We start from the raw sequence: 14,611 nt of genomic DNA on the forward strand, positions 1-14,611 counted from the left end.
GGGCGATGAAGCTGGACAATGTCGCGGACATCTATCCGCTGTCGCCGCTGCAGCAGGGTATCCTGTTCGAAGCCCTGGTGGGAGAGCGGCGGGACGCGCTGTACGTCGAGCAGTTCGGTTACCGCCTGCGCGGGCCGCTGTCGGTGGCCGCCTTCCGCGCCGCCTGGCAGGCGCTGCTGGATCGCCACGCCGCGCTGCGCACCGCCTTCTTCTGGGACGGGCTCGACAAGCCGGTGCAGGTGGTGCGCAAGGCACTGCCGCTGCCCTGGACCGAGCTGGACTGGCGCGACCGCGATGCCGCCACGCAGGCGGCGGCGATCGGGGCGCTACAGGACGCCGACCGCACGGCCGGCTTCGCCCCCGAGCAGGCGCCGCTGATGCGGCTGACCCTGGCGCGGCTGGGGGAAGAGGAATGGTTCTTCCTGTGGTCGCACCACCACCTGCTGCTGGACGGCTGGTGCATCCCCATCCTGGTGCGCGAATTGATCGACCTCTACAACGCGGCACTGCGCGGGCAGCCGCCGGCGCTGCCGCCGACGCGCCCCTACCGGGATTACATCCGCTGGCTGCAGCAGCAGGACGCGGTGGCCGCGGAAGCCTATTGGCGCCGCCTGCTGCAGGACTTCGCCGCGCCGACGCCGCTGCTGGCCAGCCTGCCGCCCGTGGCTGCCGGCGCCAGCACCGGAGCCGGCCACCGCGAGCGGCGGCTGCCGACGGATCTGGGCACTGCCCTGGAGCAGATGGCGCGGCAGCACCGGCTGACGCTGAACACCGTGTTCCAGGGTGCCTGGGCCCTGCTGCTGGCGCGGATCTGCGACGTGGACGAGGTGGTCTTCGGCGCCACCGTCTCCGGCCGGCCGCCAGAGTTGCGCGGCGTCGAAGGCATGGTCGGGCTGTTCATCAACACCCTGCCCGTGCGCGTCGACATCCGGGAAGGCGAGGCGCTGGTGCCCTGGCTGGCCCGGCTGCAGGATGCCCAGCGCGACCAGGATGCCTATGGCCACAGCCCGCTGGCCGAGATCCAGCGATGCAGCGCCGTGCCGGGCGGCACGCCGCTGTTCGAGACGCTGCTGGTGTTCGAGAATTTTCCCCTGACCGACGAGGCGATGAGCCAGAGCCTGGAAGGCGGCATTCGGGTGGAAACGCTGAGCGTGGTGGAGCGCACCGGCTATCCGCTGGCGCTGGCCGTGCTGCCGGGTGAGCAGATCCTGCTGCGCTTCTACCATGACGGCGCGCGCGTGGCGGCGGAGACAGTGGACTGGCTGGCGGCGCTGCTGGAAACCGTGCTGCGCCGCATGGTGGCGGACCCCGCCGCCGAGCCGCTGCGCCTGCCGCTGGCGGATGCCACACCCGCCGCCGCCGCCCCCGCCATCTTTCCGGTCGCATGCCTGCACCACCTGTTCGAAACCGTCGCTGCCCGCGTGCCGGATGCCGTCGCCGTTGCGTTGGTGGACGATGCCGGCCACCGGGCCGGGGCTCCCTTGAGCTATGCGGCGTTGAACGCCGCGGCCAACCGCCTGGCGCACGCCCTGCGCGCACGCGGCGTGGGGCCGGAGGTTCTGGTGGGCCTGCGGCTGCCGCCGGGGCCGATTCTGCTGACGGGCATGCTAGGCATCCTGAAGGCGGGCGGCTGCTATGTGCCGGTGGACCCGGCGCAGCCCGAGGAACGGCAGGCGATGATCCTGGAGGATGCCGGGGTCAGCCTGCTGGTGACCGCCGCCGCCCTGCCGCCGTTGCCCGGCCCAGGCACCTTTCCATGTCTCTGCCTGGATGACGGCGCGGCGCTGGACGGCATGCCGGACACCGACCCCGGCGTGGCCCTGGACCCTTCCGCCGCCGCCTATGTCATCTACACCTCCGGCTCCACCGGCCGGCCCAAGGGCGTGGTGGTGGAGCACGCCCAGGTGGCCCGGCTGTTCGCCGCGACGGCGCAGTGGTTCGGCTTCGGCCCGTCCGACACCTGGGTGCTGTTCCATTCCGCGGCCTTCGACTTCTCGGTCTGGGAGATCTGGGGCGCGCTGCTGCATGGCGGCCGCCTCGTGACGGTGCCCCACCTGCTCTCCCGCGCCCCGCGCGAGTTCCACGCCATGCTGGGGCGGGAAGGGGTCACGGTGCTGAACCAGACGCCCTCCGCCTTCCGCCCGCTGATGGAGGCCGATGCGGCGCTGGGCACGCCGCTGCCGGCCCTGCGGCTGGTGATCTTCGGCGGGGAGGCCCTGGACCTCGCCAGCCTGGCACCCTGGTTCGCCCGCCATGCGGAGGACGCGCCACGGCTGGTCAACATGTACGGCATCACCGAGACCACGGTGCATGTCACCGCCCATGTCATCCGCGCCGCCGACGCCGTGCCGGGCCCCAGCCTGATCGGCGAGGCGATCCCGGACCTGTGCCTGCAGGTGCTGGACCGCTTCGGCGCGCCCGTGCCGCCCGGGCTGCCGGGGGAGCTGCATGTCGGCGGTGCGGGCGTGGCGCGCGGCTATCTCGGCCGGCCGGAGCTGACGGCGGAACGCTTCCCGACCGATGCTACCGGCCGGCGCACCTACCGCAGCGGCGACCTGGTGCGCCGGTTGCCCGGCACGCCGCCGCGCTATGCCTATCTCGGCCGCGCGGACCACCAGGTGAAGATCCGCGGCTACCGCATCGAGCCCGGCGAGGTCGCCGCGCATGTGTCGGCGCATCCGGGCGTCGCGGAATGCCATGTGCTGGCGGAGCCGGAAGCCGGGACTGGCTCCAACCGGCTGGTGGCCTATGTGGTGCCGCATCCCGTGCGGGCCGCGGCCGTGCGGCGCGGGCTGCGGCGGGACGCGGCGCCGGCCGGGGCGACCACCCGCCTGCCAAACGGCCTCCGCGTGGCGGAGCTGAACGGCAACGAGACCAGCTTCCTGTTCCGCGAGATCTTCGAGGACCGCTGCTATCTTCGGCACGGGCTGACGCTGCGGCCGGGCGACGTGGTGTTCGATGTCGGCGCCAATATCGGCCTCTTCTCGCTGTTCGCGGCGGAGGAGACCGACCACCGCGCGCGCATCCATGCCTTCGAGCCGGCGGAGCCCGTGCACGCCGTGCTGGCGCGCAACTTCGCCCTGCACGGGATCGCGGGCACTGCTGAGGCAGTGGGCCTGGCCGAGCACGAGGGCGAGGCGGCGCTGCGCTATTTCCCGCACCTCTCCATCATGTCCGGCCGCGGGGCCGAGGCAGGGGCGGTCCGCGACACGGTGCTGGCCTATGAACGCGACCGAGGCGCCGGCGCGGTCGCCGAGGACGTGCTGGATTACCGCCTGGAAAGCGAGCTGCTGCGGGCCCGCTTCACGACCCTCTCCGCCGCCATGCGCGAGCGCGGGGTGGAGCGCATCGATTTCCTGAAGATCGACGTGGAGGATGGTGAGGCCGAGGTGCTGCGCGGCATCGCGCCGCAGGACTGGCCGCGCATCCACCAGGTGGTGGTGGAGGTGCACGATGCCGGCGGCCGTGCGGAGGCGGTGGCCGCGCTGCTGCGGGGCCAGGGATTCACCGTGGCGGCGGAAGCGCCGATGGGCGCTGGCGGTGCCGTGCCCCTGGTCAATCTTTACGCCCGCCGGGGCGCGCCGCGCCCGGCCGTGGAGGAGGACGGGGAGCGCTGGAGCCGGCCGGACGCGCTGGTGGCGTCCCTGCGCGACGCCCTGGGCCGCGCGCTGCCCGCGCACATGATGCCCGCCGAGTTCCGGTTGCTGGATGCCATGCCCCTCACCGGCAACGGCAAGGTCGACCGCCGCGCGCTGGCGCGCCACGCAGTGGCGGAACTGGCCGCGCCGGTGGCGCTGCCCCCCATCGGCGAGGACGAGGTGCTGCTGGCGGCGATCTGGGCCGAGGTGCTAGGGCGGGATGCCGCCCGCCCCCTGGGCCGGGACGAGAATTTCTTCGAGCTGGGCGGGCATTCACTGCTGGCCACCCGCGTTGCATCCCGCGTGCGGGACGCCTTTGCCGTGGACCTGCCGATCCGCGAGGTGTTCGAACATCCCACGGTGGCGGCGCTGGCGGCCTGCCTCGCCGCCCATCGCCGGCGGGGCGGCGCGCCTGTCGTGGCCCTGCCCGCCGTGACGTCCGACCCGGCGGCGCGGCACGAGCCCTTTCCGCTGACCGAGATCCAGCAGGCCTACTGGCTCGGCCGCGACACCGGTTTCGAGTTGGGCAACGTGGCCACCCATGGCTACCTGGAGGCCGATTGCCCTGGCCTGGACCTGCCGCGCTTCGAGCAGGCTTGGCAGCGCCTGGTGGAGCGGCACGACATGCTGCGCATGGTGGTGCTGCCGGGCGGGATGCAGCAGGTGCGCCCCCCGGCCGCGCCCTATCGCATCGTGGTGCAGGACCTGCGCGGCTGTCTCGCCCCCGGGCGGGAGGCGGCGCTGGCGGACTGGCGCGCGGTTCTGTCGCACCAGTTGCTGGACGCGGCGGAAGGGCCGCTCTTCGACCTGCGCGCCTCGCTGCTGGACGGGGATCTCACCCGCCTGCACCTGAGCATCGACGCGCTGTGGGGCGATGCGCACAGCCTGCGCGTGCTGATGGCCGAGCTGTTCCAGCTCTACCACGCCCCGGCCACGGCATTGCCGCCGCTGGAGCTGACCTTCCGCGACTACGTGCTGGCCGAGCAGGGCTGGCGCGACACGCCGTGGTACGCGGAATCCCTGCGCTACTGGCAGGAGCGGCTGGCCGATTTCCCGCCGGGTCCGGACCTGCCGCTGGCCACCAGCCCTTCCGCGCTGCGGAACCCGCGCTTTGATCGCCGCGCCGGCCGGCTGGAGGCCGCCGATTGGCAGGCGCTCAAGCAACGCGCGGCCCGTGCCGGCATGACGCCCACTGGCGTGCTGCTCGCGGCCTTCGCGGATGTGCTGACGGCCTGGAGCAAGAGCCCGCGCTTCACCATCAATCTCACGCTGTTCAACCGGCATCCGGTGCACCCGGCGGTGAATCGGGTGGTGGGGGACTTTACGTCCCTGGTGCTGCTGGCGGTGGACAATGGCCCGGCCGCGACCTTCCAGGCCCGCGCGCGCCGGCTGCAGCGGCAGTTGTGGCAGGATCTGGACCACCGCTATGTGAATGGCGTGACGGTGCTGCGGGAACTGGCGCGGCGCAACGGCGGAACCCCGGTCGCGATGCCCGTGGTCTTCACCAGCACCCTGGCGCTGGCGGCGGGCAGCGAGGCCGCGGCCCCGCCGGGGGAGGTGGTGTTCAGCATCACTCAGACACCGCAGGTCTGGCTGGACCACAAGGTGTCCGAGGCCGGCGGCGCGCTGAAGTTCGAGTGGGACGCGATCGAGGCGCTGTTTCCGCCGGGCATGCTGGACGCGATGTTCCACGACTACGCGGCGCATCTGCTGCGCCTGGCGCAGTCTGATACCGCCTGGAAGGAGAACAGCGCGGAACGGCTGCCGCCCCCGGCGCAGATGGCGGCCCGCAACGCGGCTAACGCCACGGCGGCGCCGCTGCCCGCCGGGCTGCTGCACCAGCCCTGGCTGGATGCGCTGCCGGCAGCCGGCGCGCGCCTTGCGGTGCTGGATGCGGAGGGCACCCTGACGCACGACGCCCTGGCCGCCCGCGCCCGCGCCGTGGCGGCGCAACTGGGACCATTGCCCGCAGGCCAGCCCGTGGCCGTGGTGATGGAGAAGGGCTGGGCGCAGCTGGCCGCCTCGCTGGGCGTGCTGATGGCCGGCGGAGCCTATGTGCCGCTGGACCCCGAGCTGCCGCGGGAGCGGCTGGCGCAACTGCTGGCGCGCCTCGACGCCCGAGTGGTGCTGACCCAGCCATGGCTGCGGGACCGGCTGCCCTGGCCCGCGGAACTGCGGGTCATGGCGGTGGAGGCAGGGCCGGCCCGACCGGATGCCGCGCCGGATGCTGCGGCGGCGGCGGCGCACGACCTGGCCTATGTCATCTTCACCTCCGGCTCCACCGGCCAGCCCAAGGGGGTGATGATCGACCATCGGGCGGCGCTGAATACCGTGGCCGACATCAATGCCCGCTTCGGCATCGGGCCAGCCGACCGTGTGCTGTCCTTGTCCGCCCTGGGCTTCGACCTCTCGGTCTACGACATCTTCGGGCTGCTGGGCGCCGGCGGCGCGGTGGTGCTGCCGCGCCCCGACCGCCGGCGGGACCCGGACCACTGGCTGGCGCTGATGGCCGATGCAACGGTGACGGTGTGGAACACGGTGCCCGCCCTGATGGTGATGTTGCTGGACCACCTGGAGGAGCGGGGCCTGCAACCGCCCCCCGGCCTGCGGCTGGTGCTGCTGAGCGGCGACTGGATTCCGCTCTCCCTGCCGGACCGTATCCGCGCTTTCTGGCCGGAGGCGGAGGTCGTCAGCCTGGGCGGCGCAACCGAAGCCTCCATCTGGTCCGTCGCCCACCCTGCGGGGGCGCCTGAGCCCGGCTGGAAGAGCATCCCCTACGGCCGCCCCCTGGCCAACCAGGCGTTTCATGTGCTGGACGGCAACCTGGCGCCGCGCCCGGACTGGGTGCCGGGCGAGCTGTTCATCGCCGGCGCCGGCCTGGCCCAGGGATACTGGCGCGACCGGGAGCGCACGGAAGCCAGCTTCATCCGCCACCCCCGCACGGGAGAACGGCTGTACCGCACCGGCGACCTGGGCCGCTACCGCCCGGACGGCACGCTGGAGTTCCTGGGCCGGGAGGACCACCAGATCAAGCTGCGTGGCCACCGCATCGAGTTGGGCGAGGTCGAGGCCGCACTGCTGCTGCATCCGGAGGTCCGCGACGCGGTGGTGACCCTCCAGGGTGAGCGGCACGGGCCCCAGCACCTGGTGGCCCATGTGGTGCTGGAGGAGGCGGGTGCGGGCGCCGGGGATGCCGCCGACCCGGATGCGGCCGGCGTGTTGCACGATGCGGGGGAGCGGCTGCGCTTCAAGCTGTCGCACCCGGGGCTGCGCGCCGACCTGCCGGAACATGACGGTGTGGTCCTGCCGGCGCCAGATGCCGAACAGCGTGAGGCGCTGCTGCGCCGGCGCAGCCACCGCCGCTTCGCCGCTGGTGCGGTGGGGCTGGAGGCCCTGGCTGGCTTGCTGACCGGGCTGATGGCCTGGGATGCCGGTGGGGCGCTGCCCCGCCGGGCCTATCCTTCCGCCGGTTCGCTCTACCCGGTGCAGGCCTATCTGTCGGTCAAGTCGGGGCGCGTGGCGGGGCTGGAAGGGGGTCTCTACTATTACCACCCGCTGCGGCACCGGCTGCTGCCTGTCTCCTCCGCGCCGGCGGAAGCGGCCTTGTTCGGCCCGGCCGGCGGTTACAACCGCCAAGTGGAAGCGGATGCCGCCTTCGTGCTGTTCCTGGTGGGCCGCCCGGCCGCCATCGCGCCGCTCTACGGCGACGCCGCCGACAGCTTCGCGCTGCTGGAAGCGGGCGCCATGATGCAATTGCTGATGCAGCAGGCGCCGGAGCACGGCATCGGCCTCTGCCCGGTGGGGCGGATGGATTTCGCCCCGCTCGGAGACCGGTTGCGGCTGGAGCATGGCCAAACCCTGCTGCAAGGCCTGCTGGGCGGCCTGCCCGAGCCGACAGCGGCAACCACCTGGCCGGAGGAGCCTGCCGCGGCGGAGCCGCCGGCACAGCGCCTGGCCCGCCACCTGGCGGCGCACCTGCCGGGCTACATGCTGCCCGCAGCGATCCTGCCGCTGTCGGCCATGCCCTTGACCGGCAATGGCAAAGTGGACCGCGCCGCCCTGCGGCAGGCGGCCCCGCCCGCTGTCCTGCAACCGACTGGCTTCACCGCGCCGCGCGACTGGCTGGAACAGGCGCTGGCGGCGCAGTGGCAAGCCGTGCTGGACCGCGACGCGCCCCTCGGTACGGACGACAACTTCTTCGACCTCGGCGGCAACTCGCTGCTGGCCGTGCGGCTGGCCGCGAGCCTGACCCGTCATTTCGGCCACCCGCTGATGCTGACGGAGATCTTCAACAACCCGACGGTGGCCGAGATGGCGGCGCTGCTGCGCGGCCATGTCCGCCCCTCTGGCGGCTCCAGCCTGGTGCCGATGCGGCGGGGTGGTGGGGACATGCCCTTCTTCTGCTTCCCCGGCTCCGGCGGGCACGCGCTCTACCTGTACCACCTGGCACGCCACATGCCGGCGGAGGTGCCTTTCTATGCCCTGCAATCGGCCGCGGTGGATGGGGACAGCCCGCCGCTGGAGCGGATCGAGGCGATGGCCGAGCATTTCATCGGCCTGATCCGTTCCGTGCAGCCCCAGGGCCCTTACCGCCTCGGCGGCCATTCCCTGGGCGCCAAGATCGCATTGGAAGTGGCGCAGCGGCTGCTGGAGGCGGGAGACACGGTGGAGGTGGTCGCCGTGTTCGACGGCCTGCCCTTCTTCGAGGGGGAAGCGGTGCCGGTCCAGTGGGACGACACGCGCTGGCTGGCCGGGCTGATGCGGGCGGCGGCCGAGTTCGGTGGCGCGGAGGCGGAAGAGGAAGGCGTGCTGGCCGCCAGCCTGGCGCCCCTGGACCCGGAAGCGCGGCTGCACCGCGTCAAGGCGGCGCTGGAGCGGCACCGCTTCCTGCCAGAAGGCGCCAGCCTGCCGCAGGTCCGGGCCATGGTTGCGCTGTTCCGCGCCAATACCCGGGCGCACCTGTGCTACCGGCCGAAGCCGGTCCGTGCCGTGCCGGTGGCGTTGTTCTCACCTTCTGGACAGGCCAGCGCGGCGCGGGATGCGATGCGGCGGGCCTGGGCCGCGATCGGCCCCGTGGCGCTGCACGTGACGCCCGGCACCCACCTGACCATGCTGGCGGAACCGCATGTGCCTGGGCTTGCGGAGGTTCTGGCAGCCGTGCTGCGGCGGTAAGACCACCCCGGGCCTGCCAGAGAGGCAGGTCCGGGGTTGCTGTCAGCGCGCCTTGCCGTCCAGTTCCGCGCGGGAAGGCCGCGGCGCCGGCAGGCCAGGGCGCATGTCGAATGCCCCGCCGCGGAAGCCCGGCATGTCGCGCGACATCGGGCCGACAATACCGCCAAGGGCGGCTGCCCGCTCCGAAGGGGCCAGCAGCCGGCCTCGGGGCGGTTCCGGCAGGGCTCCGCCGCTATCCGGTTCCGTGGCACCGGGCGCGCCGGCCATGGCGCCCGGCCGGATGGCCGCTTCCTGCGGGCTGTGACCGGTGAAGTCGTTGTGCGGTGTCAGGGGCTGACGCAGGACGCGGATGTCGCCGCTCGAGGGCAGGTCAGGCTGCGGCTGTGGCGCGTGCGGTGCCCCGGCCGGGGCCGCCGAGGGTTGCGCGCCCACCGGCGCCGCCGGCTGCAAGGCTGGCGCCGCGTCGGACATGGGCGGAGATGCGGCCGGTGGCGCGCTATCCCCGCGTCCATCCAGGATCAGCGGCAGGCCGGAGCCACCGTTGCCGATGACCACGATCTTGCTGTTCGGGGATTGCGACAGCGCCACCGTTGCCTCGATGCCGCGCCAGCGCAGGAAGCTGTCCGAGATGGCAGGGCTGACAATCTCCTGGAAGCGGCGGATGCCCTGGGCCTCGATCTCGCGCCGCTGGGCTTCCAGCCGTTCCTGGTCGATGCTGAAGCGGTAGCGGCGCACCGCCTGGTCGGCGGCGAGCTTTTCCTCGATCGACTGCCGGACGATGGGGGGCAGGGTGATGCTGCGGACGCTGAAGTCGGAGATGACGATCAGCGGGCTGCCGGTGGAACCGTGGTTGACGTGAACGGCGGTGAGCTTCTGCTGAAGGCCGGCCGCGATGTCGTCCTCGATGGCGCGGTGGGCGACGGCGTAGAGCTGCTCCGGAGGGCTGTCGGCGATGCGCTCGCGCACCGAGGCGGCGATCAGCGGCTCGATCAGGCGCGCGGCATATTCCGGGCCGACGGAGATGTGCAACTCCGGCGCGGAACTGGGAGCGATGACGAAGGTCACCGTGGTTTCCAGCACCAGCGGCAGACCTTCCCGGGTCAGGGAAGTAATGGTGTGGTCGATGCGCTGCAGACGGATCGGGTAGAGATACACCCGGTCCCACGGAAAGACCGCCTTGGTGCCCTCACTGAAATGGAAGCTGGTGATGGTGCCGCCCAGGAAGCGCATCCACAGCACGCCCACATGGCCGGGGGGGATGGTGATGAAGATGCGGTTCCAGAGCAGGATCACCAGAAAGGCCACGATCAGCAGGCCGAAGGCCCCACGCGCCCACCAGGGGTTGCGGCGGCGCGGGGCAGGGGTGGCCATGGTCACGCTCATGCGGCGGGAACCTCTGTCATGCGGCCGTCTTCCATGTGGTAGCGGCGGTCGGCGGCGTCGAAGTAGCGGTCGTCGTGGGTGATGGCGATCACGGCCTTGCCTTCCGCCCGGAGGCGCGGCAGCAGCACGCGGTAGAAGGCCTCACGCGACTGCGGGTCCTGGTCCGCCGCCCATTCGTCCAGCACCAGCACGGGCCGCTCCTCGGCCAGTGCCAGTGCCAGGGCCAGCCGCTTGCGCTGGCCCGTGGACAGGGTGCGGGGGTCGAAGCCATCGCGCGGGTCGGCCGGCAGCTTGTCGGCGATGCCGAAGCCTTCCAGCTCCCGCCGCAGGCGGGGCAGCTGGGCGTCGGTCAGGCCATGGGGGTGACGGAACAGATAGGCGTCGGCGAAGACGGCGCCGAACAGTTCCCGATAGGCGTCGCCCTCCTGCACGGCATCCGACACCGGTGTGCCGTTCAGCAGCAATCGCCCGGCCGTGGGCGGATAAAGGCCGATCGCGACCCGGAGCGCGGTGGTCTTGCCCGAACCGTTGCCGCCGGTGACGAACACCACCTCGCCTGCCGCGACCTCGAAGCTGACGGGCCCGACGCGGTAGGCGGCATCGCCGCCCTGCGGGCGGTGCGCGTAGCACAACCCGTCCGCGCGCAGGGATCGGAAGGGCGGCAGCGATGGCGGCGGCCCCTCGGGCGGCTGCAGGGTGTCCAGCAGCGCTTCGAATTCTTTCAAGGCATTGATGGCGAAGCGCGCGGTGGCGAGCTGCTTCGCGGCGCCCACCGTGGCGCCCATGGGGCCGATCAGGAACAGAACCACCGCCACCAGGCGGGGAAGATCCGCGTTGTCGGCGCTGCCCAGGATGGGCAGCAGGAACACCACGGCACCCCCCATCAGGTAGGCCATGGAATTGCCGAACACGATGACGTCGCCGAAGATGCCGGCGGTGACCGCGCGTTCCATGCCGGAGCGGGTGGATTGCGTGTCCACCGCGTCCAGCACCGCCGCGCGCTTCCGGTGGTCCAGCCGCAATTCCTTGAAGCCGTCCAGCAACTCGGCCAGCGCACCGGCCAGCCCGGATTCTGCGGCGGCGGCGGCGCGCATGCGCTGGGCCAGCTCGGCACGCTTGCCCAGATAGGCCTGGATCAGGATAAAGAACACGCCCAGGCTCAGCAGCGCCGCCATCACGGACAGCGTGGCGAGGTAGCCCAGCGTCAGCACCAGCAGCACTAGCGACTGCAGCCCTGTCAGGATGCCGACCATGGCTTCAGAGATGGTTGCGTAATGGCGGGCAAGGCCGCCCTGGAGCTGTTCCCTGGGCAGGGTCTCGAAGCGCCGGAGGTCGAGGCGCAGCACCTTGCCGGCGATGGCGGTGCGCTGCCGGTCCAGCGCCGCCTCCACCGCGGCCGCCGTGCGCCGCAGCAGGCCACGTTGCAGGCCGCGGTAGAGCAGCAGCAGCACGACGAACATGAGTCCGTGCCACAGCACCTCGTCCGCATCGCCTTCCACGACCGCGGAACTGTTGAGCATGGCGACGATGCCTGTGCCGCACAGGCCGGCAAGGGCGGTCATCACCACCACCTGCCACGGCGCTTCGAGCCGCAGCAGGTCGGTACGCAGGGTCCGCAACGACGGTGCGCGAATGCGCAGCCGCGCGATCAGCGAGAGCAGACGCTCGCCGAGAGGCGATGCTGCCTCGTTCATAAGTCTATTCCGTAGCGCTATGCAGAGTCAGATCCGCGTCTGGCGCGGGGCGCTGACCAGTAGAATGAGCGCGGTCACGAGAGGGGTGATCAGGATCGAGAGCACAAGGAAGCCCGCGAAGCCGATCTCCCGCCCACGCCCGGCCCAGGCCACTGCCAGGCACGTCAGGACGTAGAGCAGGAGCAGCAGCGTCATGGGCGTTGTTCAGCCGGCCTTGTTGCGGGTCTTGGCTGAGGTGAACTCGCGCTGCAGGTCGGCCTGCACCGCATCGGCGCTGAAGGTGCCGAAGGTGCCGCCGCCTTCGAAGTGTCGCACGAAGATCTTGCCGATGGCGTAGGTGGCCGCGGCGCTGAAGCCCGCCAGCGCGGCCCCGCCCAGCAGCAGCCCGACGCCGGGCACCGCCTTGATGCCCGAGCCCACCACCGCGCCGGCGACGCCGGTGGCCATGCCGGGCGCCAGGGTGCCGAGCAGCACGCTGATCAGGGAGCGCGCGCTCTCGCTGGAAATGCTCTCGCCGTAGAGCTTGGCGATGCGGTTGATCATGGTGGCCTGCACGGCGCCCAGCGCCACCAGATCCACCACCGGCAGGGGAATGATGCCGCAGGCGGCCGACCAGCCGCAGGAATTCGAGATGATCTGGGATGCGGCCGCCAGACGGTCGCCCTGGCTCAGCACTGCTGGCATGGCGTTATCTGCGTGCTGGGTCGTCGTGGACATCAAGGTCTGCCTTTGGCTGGGACATGATCTGACCGCCATGCAATCGCAGGTTGGCGTGCACGGAGCGTATATCGATTTCATTCCGCTGAACAAGGCAGGTTGAGGTCGATCCGCCTTTTATATCCTGTTGCGATCCACCACAGGTGCCGGATTCACCGTGCCATGCCTCATGAGGCGGCCATGCCGTCCCGGATTACCTTGGCGACGGCCGCGAACTGGGTGGACAGAAAAAAATGATGCCCGGAGAAGCCATGTATGACGACCGGCCGCGTGGTTTCGGCGGTCCAGCTTTCCGCCTGGGTCAAAGTCATCTCGTCCGTGCCATAAAGCACCGTAACTGGCACGGGTACGGGCGAGGGTGGGGGCAGCGCTTCCTCCAGCAGGCGGAAGTCGTCGCGCAAGATTCCCTCGAAGTAGTCCATGAAGTCGGGCACCGCCAGAATCTCGGCCGGAACGCCTCCGTAGGCGCGGATTTCACGCCAGAAGTCATCACGGGGCAGTTGCGAGATGGATTTGCGCTGCCGGGCGGAGGGTGCCATGGTGCCGGAGGCATAGATGCCCTGCGGCAGCGCCTGCCCGAGTTCCAGCAGGCGGCGGACCAGCGCGTGGGCCAGCAGGGCGCCCATGCTGTGCCCGAACACCGACCACGTACCCTGTCTCAGTTCCGCGCTCGCCTGCAGGATGTCGTCCACGGCACTGTTGAGGTTTTTGGCCTTTGCCTCGCGGCTGCGCTTCCCGCGGCCAGGAAGCTCGTGGCACAGCACGGGTACGGCGGGTTCAAGAGCCTGGCGAAGGGGAAGATAGCCGTGCGCAGCACCGCCAGCATGGGGAAGAACAAGGAGCCGATGCATCTGGAGACGTATCCAAGGAGACGCTTCGGCTTAAGCCGCGCATCCCGTCCGGGCAAGAGACGTTCCCCAGCCGCGGGTCACTGCGGAAGATGCGGGCCCCGCGGCAGCCGCATTGTCGGCAGCACGCATCCGGCCTCCGCGTATTGATGAGCGGACTGTCAGGCAGCGAAGGGGGGCCGTTGCTCTAGTCAAGCAGAAGTGGCGGCGACGCTGGTACAGGCTTCGGCAAAGGTCAGCATGCCGTTTGGTTCCGCTGCAAGGCAAGAAACGTGCCGCGTGGCCACGGAGAGCACATGGCACGGGGTTGGGTGCAGCTGCGTGAAGCGCCACCTGTCAGGTGATCCGGCCTCTTCGGGCGCTCGCACCAGACTAATAGGGTCCAGCCGCATGGAGAACCTGTCCAGACCAAACGGCAGGCCCGTTCCTAGGGCTTTCACGAATGCCTCCTTGAGCGTCCACAGGCGCAGGAAGTATGCCTCGTGCTCGTGGGCGGGAAGGAGCCCGATCTTCGTAAATTCCTCCCGCGTGAAGCTGTGTTCCGCGAGTTCCAACACATTGACTGGGCGGGTGATAGCTTCGACGTCCACCCCGATATCGTCATTGAGGGTCAATCCGCAGGCGACCAGCCCGCGTGTATGACTGATGTTGAAGCGAAGCTGTGGAAAGTTGAGGGCTGGATGCAGTTCCGGCTTGCCTGCATGGTTCCGCATCCAGCGGAGGGCGCCAGGCTCCAGCCCGGTGGCTTCCGCCAGCATCGCCCTCTTGAGGGCATGCGCAGCCACATAGGATTGGCGATCCTCCTCGTTATGGAAACGCACGGCTCGGTCCCGTTCCTCGGCATCAAGGAAGGACCACCAGGCCGTGGGCATCATTGCGTCAGATTTGGAGGGGACGCGCCACTGCAGGCGCACCAAGCCGCGTTGAGGCAAACCCCCAGAACAACTGCCTACATCTTCCAGAATCGACTTCATGAAGTTGAGTTTAACACCACTTGGGCGCTTCGATGGAGCTAGATTCCTGCTTCGGAACGCTGAGCTGGTCTGCTTCGTGGCTCAGATCCAGCGACCAGCCGCGACCTTGTTGCACGGACTAGCGGCTTGGGCGCGGTGAGCCTTACGGGTAGCTCGGGTCAGGCAAGTCGGGCCCACTCCGGACG

General features: G+C 70.6%; 7 protein-coding genes. 1 reads left to right on the top strand and 6 read right to left on the bottom strand.

What is annotated here, in order from left to right; all coding sequences use genetic code 11:
- Nucleotides 1–5 precede the first annotated feature (5 nt).
- The gene (locus EBE87_RS30370; protein ID WP_122140121.1) at nucleotides 6–8,810 is read left to right on the top strand and encodes a non-ribosomal peptide synthetase; all 8,805 of its coding nucleotides are present in this window, start codon (nucleotides 6–8) and stop codon (nucleotides 8,808–8,810) included.
- A gap of 42 nt (nucleotides 8,811–8,852) precedes the next feature.
- On the opposite strand, the gene EBE87_RS22100 is transcribed toward EBE87_RS30370, so the two are convergent.
- From EBE87_RS22100 to EBE87_RS22120, 6 genes are all read right to left on the bottom strand, one after another.
- Entirely contained in the window at nucleotides 8,853–10,193 is a 1,341-nt protein-coding gene (locus EBE87_RS22100; protein WP_120640094.1) for a prohibitin family protein, read from the bottom strand.
- The gene (locus EBE87_RS22105) at nucleotides 10,190–11,887 is read right to left on the bottom strand and encodes an ATP-binding cassette domain-containing protein (protein WP_120640095.1); all 1,698 of its coding nucleotides are present in this window, start codon (nucleotides 11,885–11,887) and stop codon (nucleotides 10,190–10,192) included. Before EBE87_RS22105 ends, EBE87_RS22100 begins: the two co-directional genes overlap by 4 nt.
- 27 nt (nucleotides 11,888–11,914) lie before the next feature.
- Complete coding sequence (locus tag EBE87_RS29135; protein ID WP_158600997.1) at nucleotides 11,915–12,082, bottom strand: hypothetical protein; 168 nt, start codon at nucleotides 12,080–12,082, stop codon at nucleotides 11,915–11,917.
- A gap of 9 nt (nucleotides 12,083–12,091) precedes the next feature.
- Entirely contained in the window at nucleotides 12,092–12,604 is a 513-nt protein-coding gene (locus tag EBE87_RS22110) for a YcjF family protein (protein ID WP_158600998.1), read from the bottom strand.
- A gap of 167 nt (nucleotides 12,605–12,771) precedes the next feature.
- Nucleotides 12,772–13,455 carry a thioesterase II family protein gene (locus EBE87_RS22115; protein WP_120640097.1) on the bottom strand — a complete coding sequence of 228 codons (684 nt, stop codon included), beginning with the start codon at nucleotides 13,453–13,455 and terminating at the stop codon, nucleotides 12,772–12,774.
- A 188-nt stretch (nucleotides 13,456–13,643) separates the two neighbouring features.
- Nucleotides 13,644–14,426 carry a 4'-phosphopantetheinyl transferase family protein gene (locus EBE87_RS22120; protein WP_120640098.1) on the bottom strand — a complete coding sequence of 261 codons (783 nt, stop codon included), beginning with the start codon at nucleotides 14,424–14,426 and terminating at the stop codon, nucleotides 13,644–13,646.
- Between the last annotated feature and the right edge of the window lie 185 nt (nucleotides 14,427–14,611).

Source organism: Teichococcus wenyumeiae, assembly GCF_003696345.1.
In the GTDB taxonomy this organism is placed as follows: domain Bacteria; phylum Pseudomonadota; class Alphaproteobacteria; order Acetobacterales; family Acetobacteraceae; genus Pseudoroseomonas; species Pseudoroseomonas wenyumeiae.

Coding starts and splice junctions, on each gene's coding strand:
- EBE87_RS22100 (WP_120640094.1), bottom strand. CDS start 10,193: ATGAGCGTGACCATGGCCACCCCTGCCCCGCGCCGCCGCAACCCCTGG.
- EBE87_RS22105 (WP_120640095.1), bottom strand. CDS start 11,887: ATGAACGAGGCAGCATCGCCTCTCGGCGAGCGTCTGCTCTCGCTGATC.
- EBE87_RS22120 (WP_120640098.1), bottom strand. CDS start 14,426: ATGAAGTCGATTCTGGAAGATGTAGGCAGTTGTTCTGGGGGTTTGCCT.
- EBE87_RS30370 (WP_122140121.1), top strand. CDS start 6: ATGAAGCTGGACAATGTCGCGGACATCTATCCGCTGTCGCCGCTGCAG.
- EBE87_RS29135 (WP_158600997.1), bottom strand. CDS start 12,082: ATGACGCTGCTGCTCCTGCTCTACGTCCTGACGTGCCTGGCAGTGGCC.
- EBE87_RS22110 (WP_158600998.1), bottom strand. CDS start 12,604: ATGTCCACGACGACCCAGCACGCAGATAACGCCATGCCAGCAGTGCTG.
- EBE87_RS22115 (WP_120640097.1), bottom strand. CDS start 13,455: ATGCATCGGCTCCTTGTTCTTCCCCATGCTGGCGGTGCTGCGCACGGC.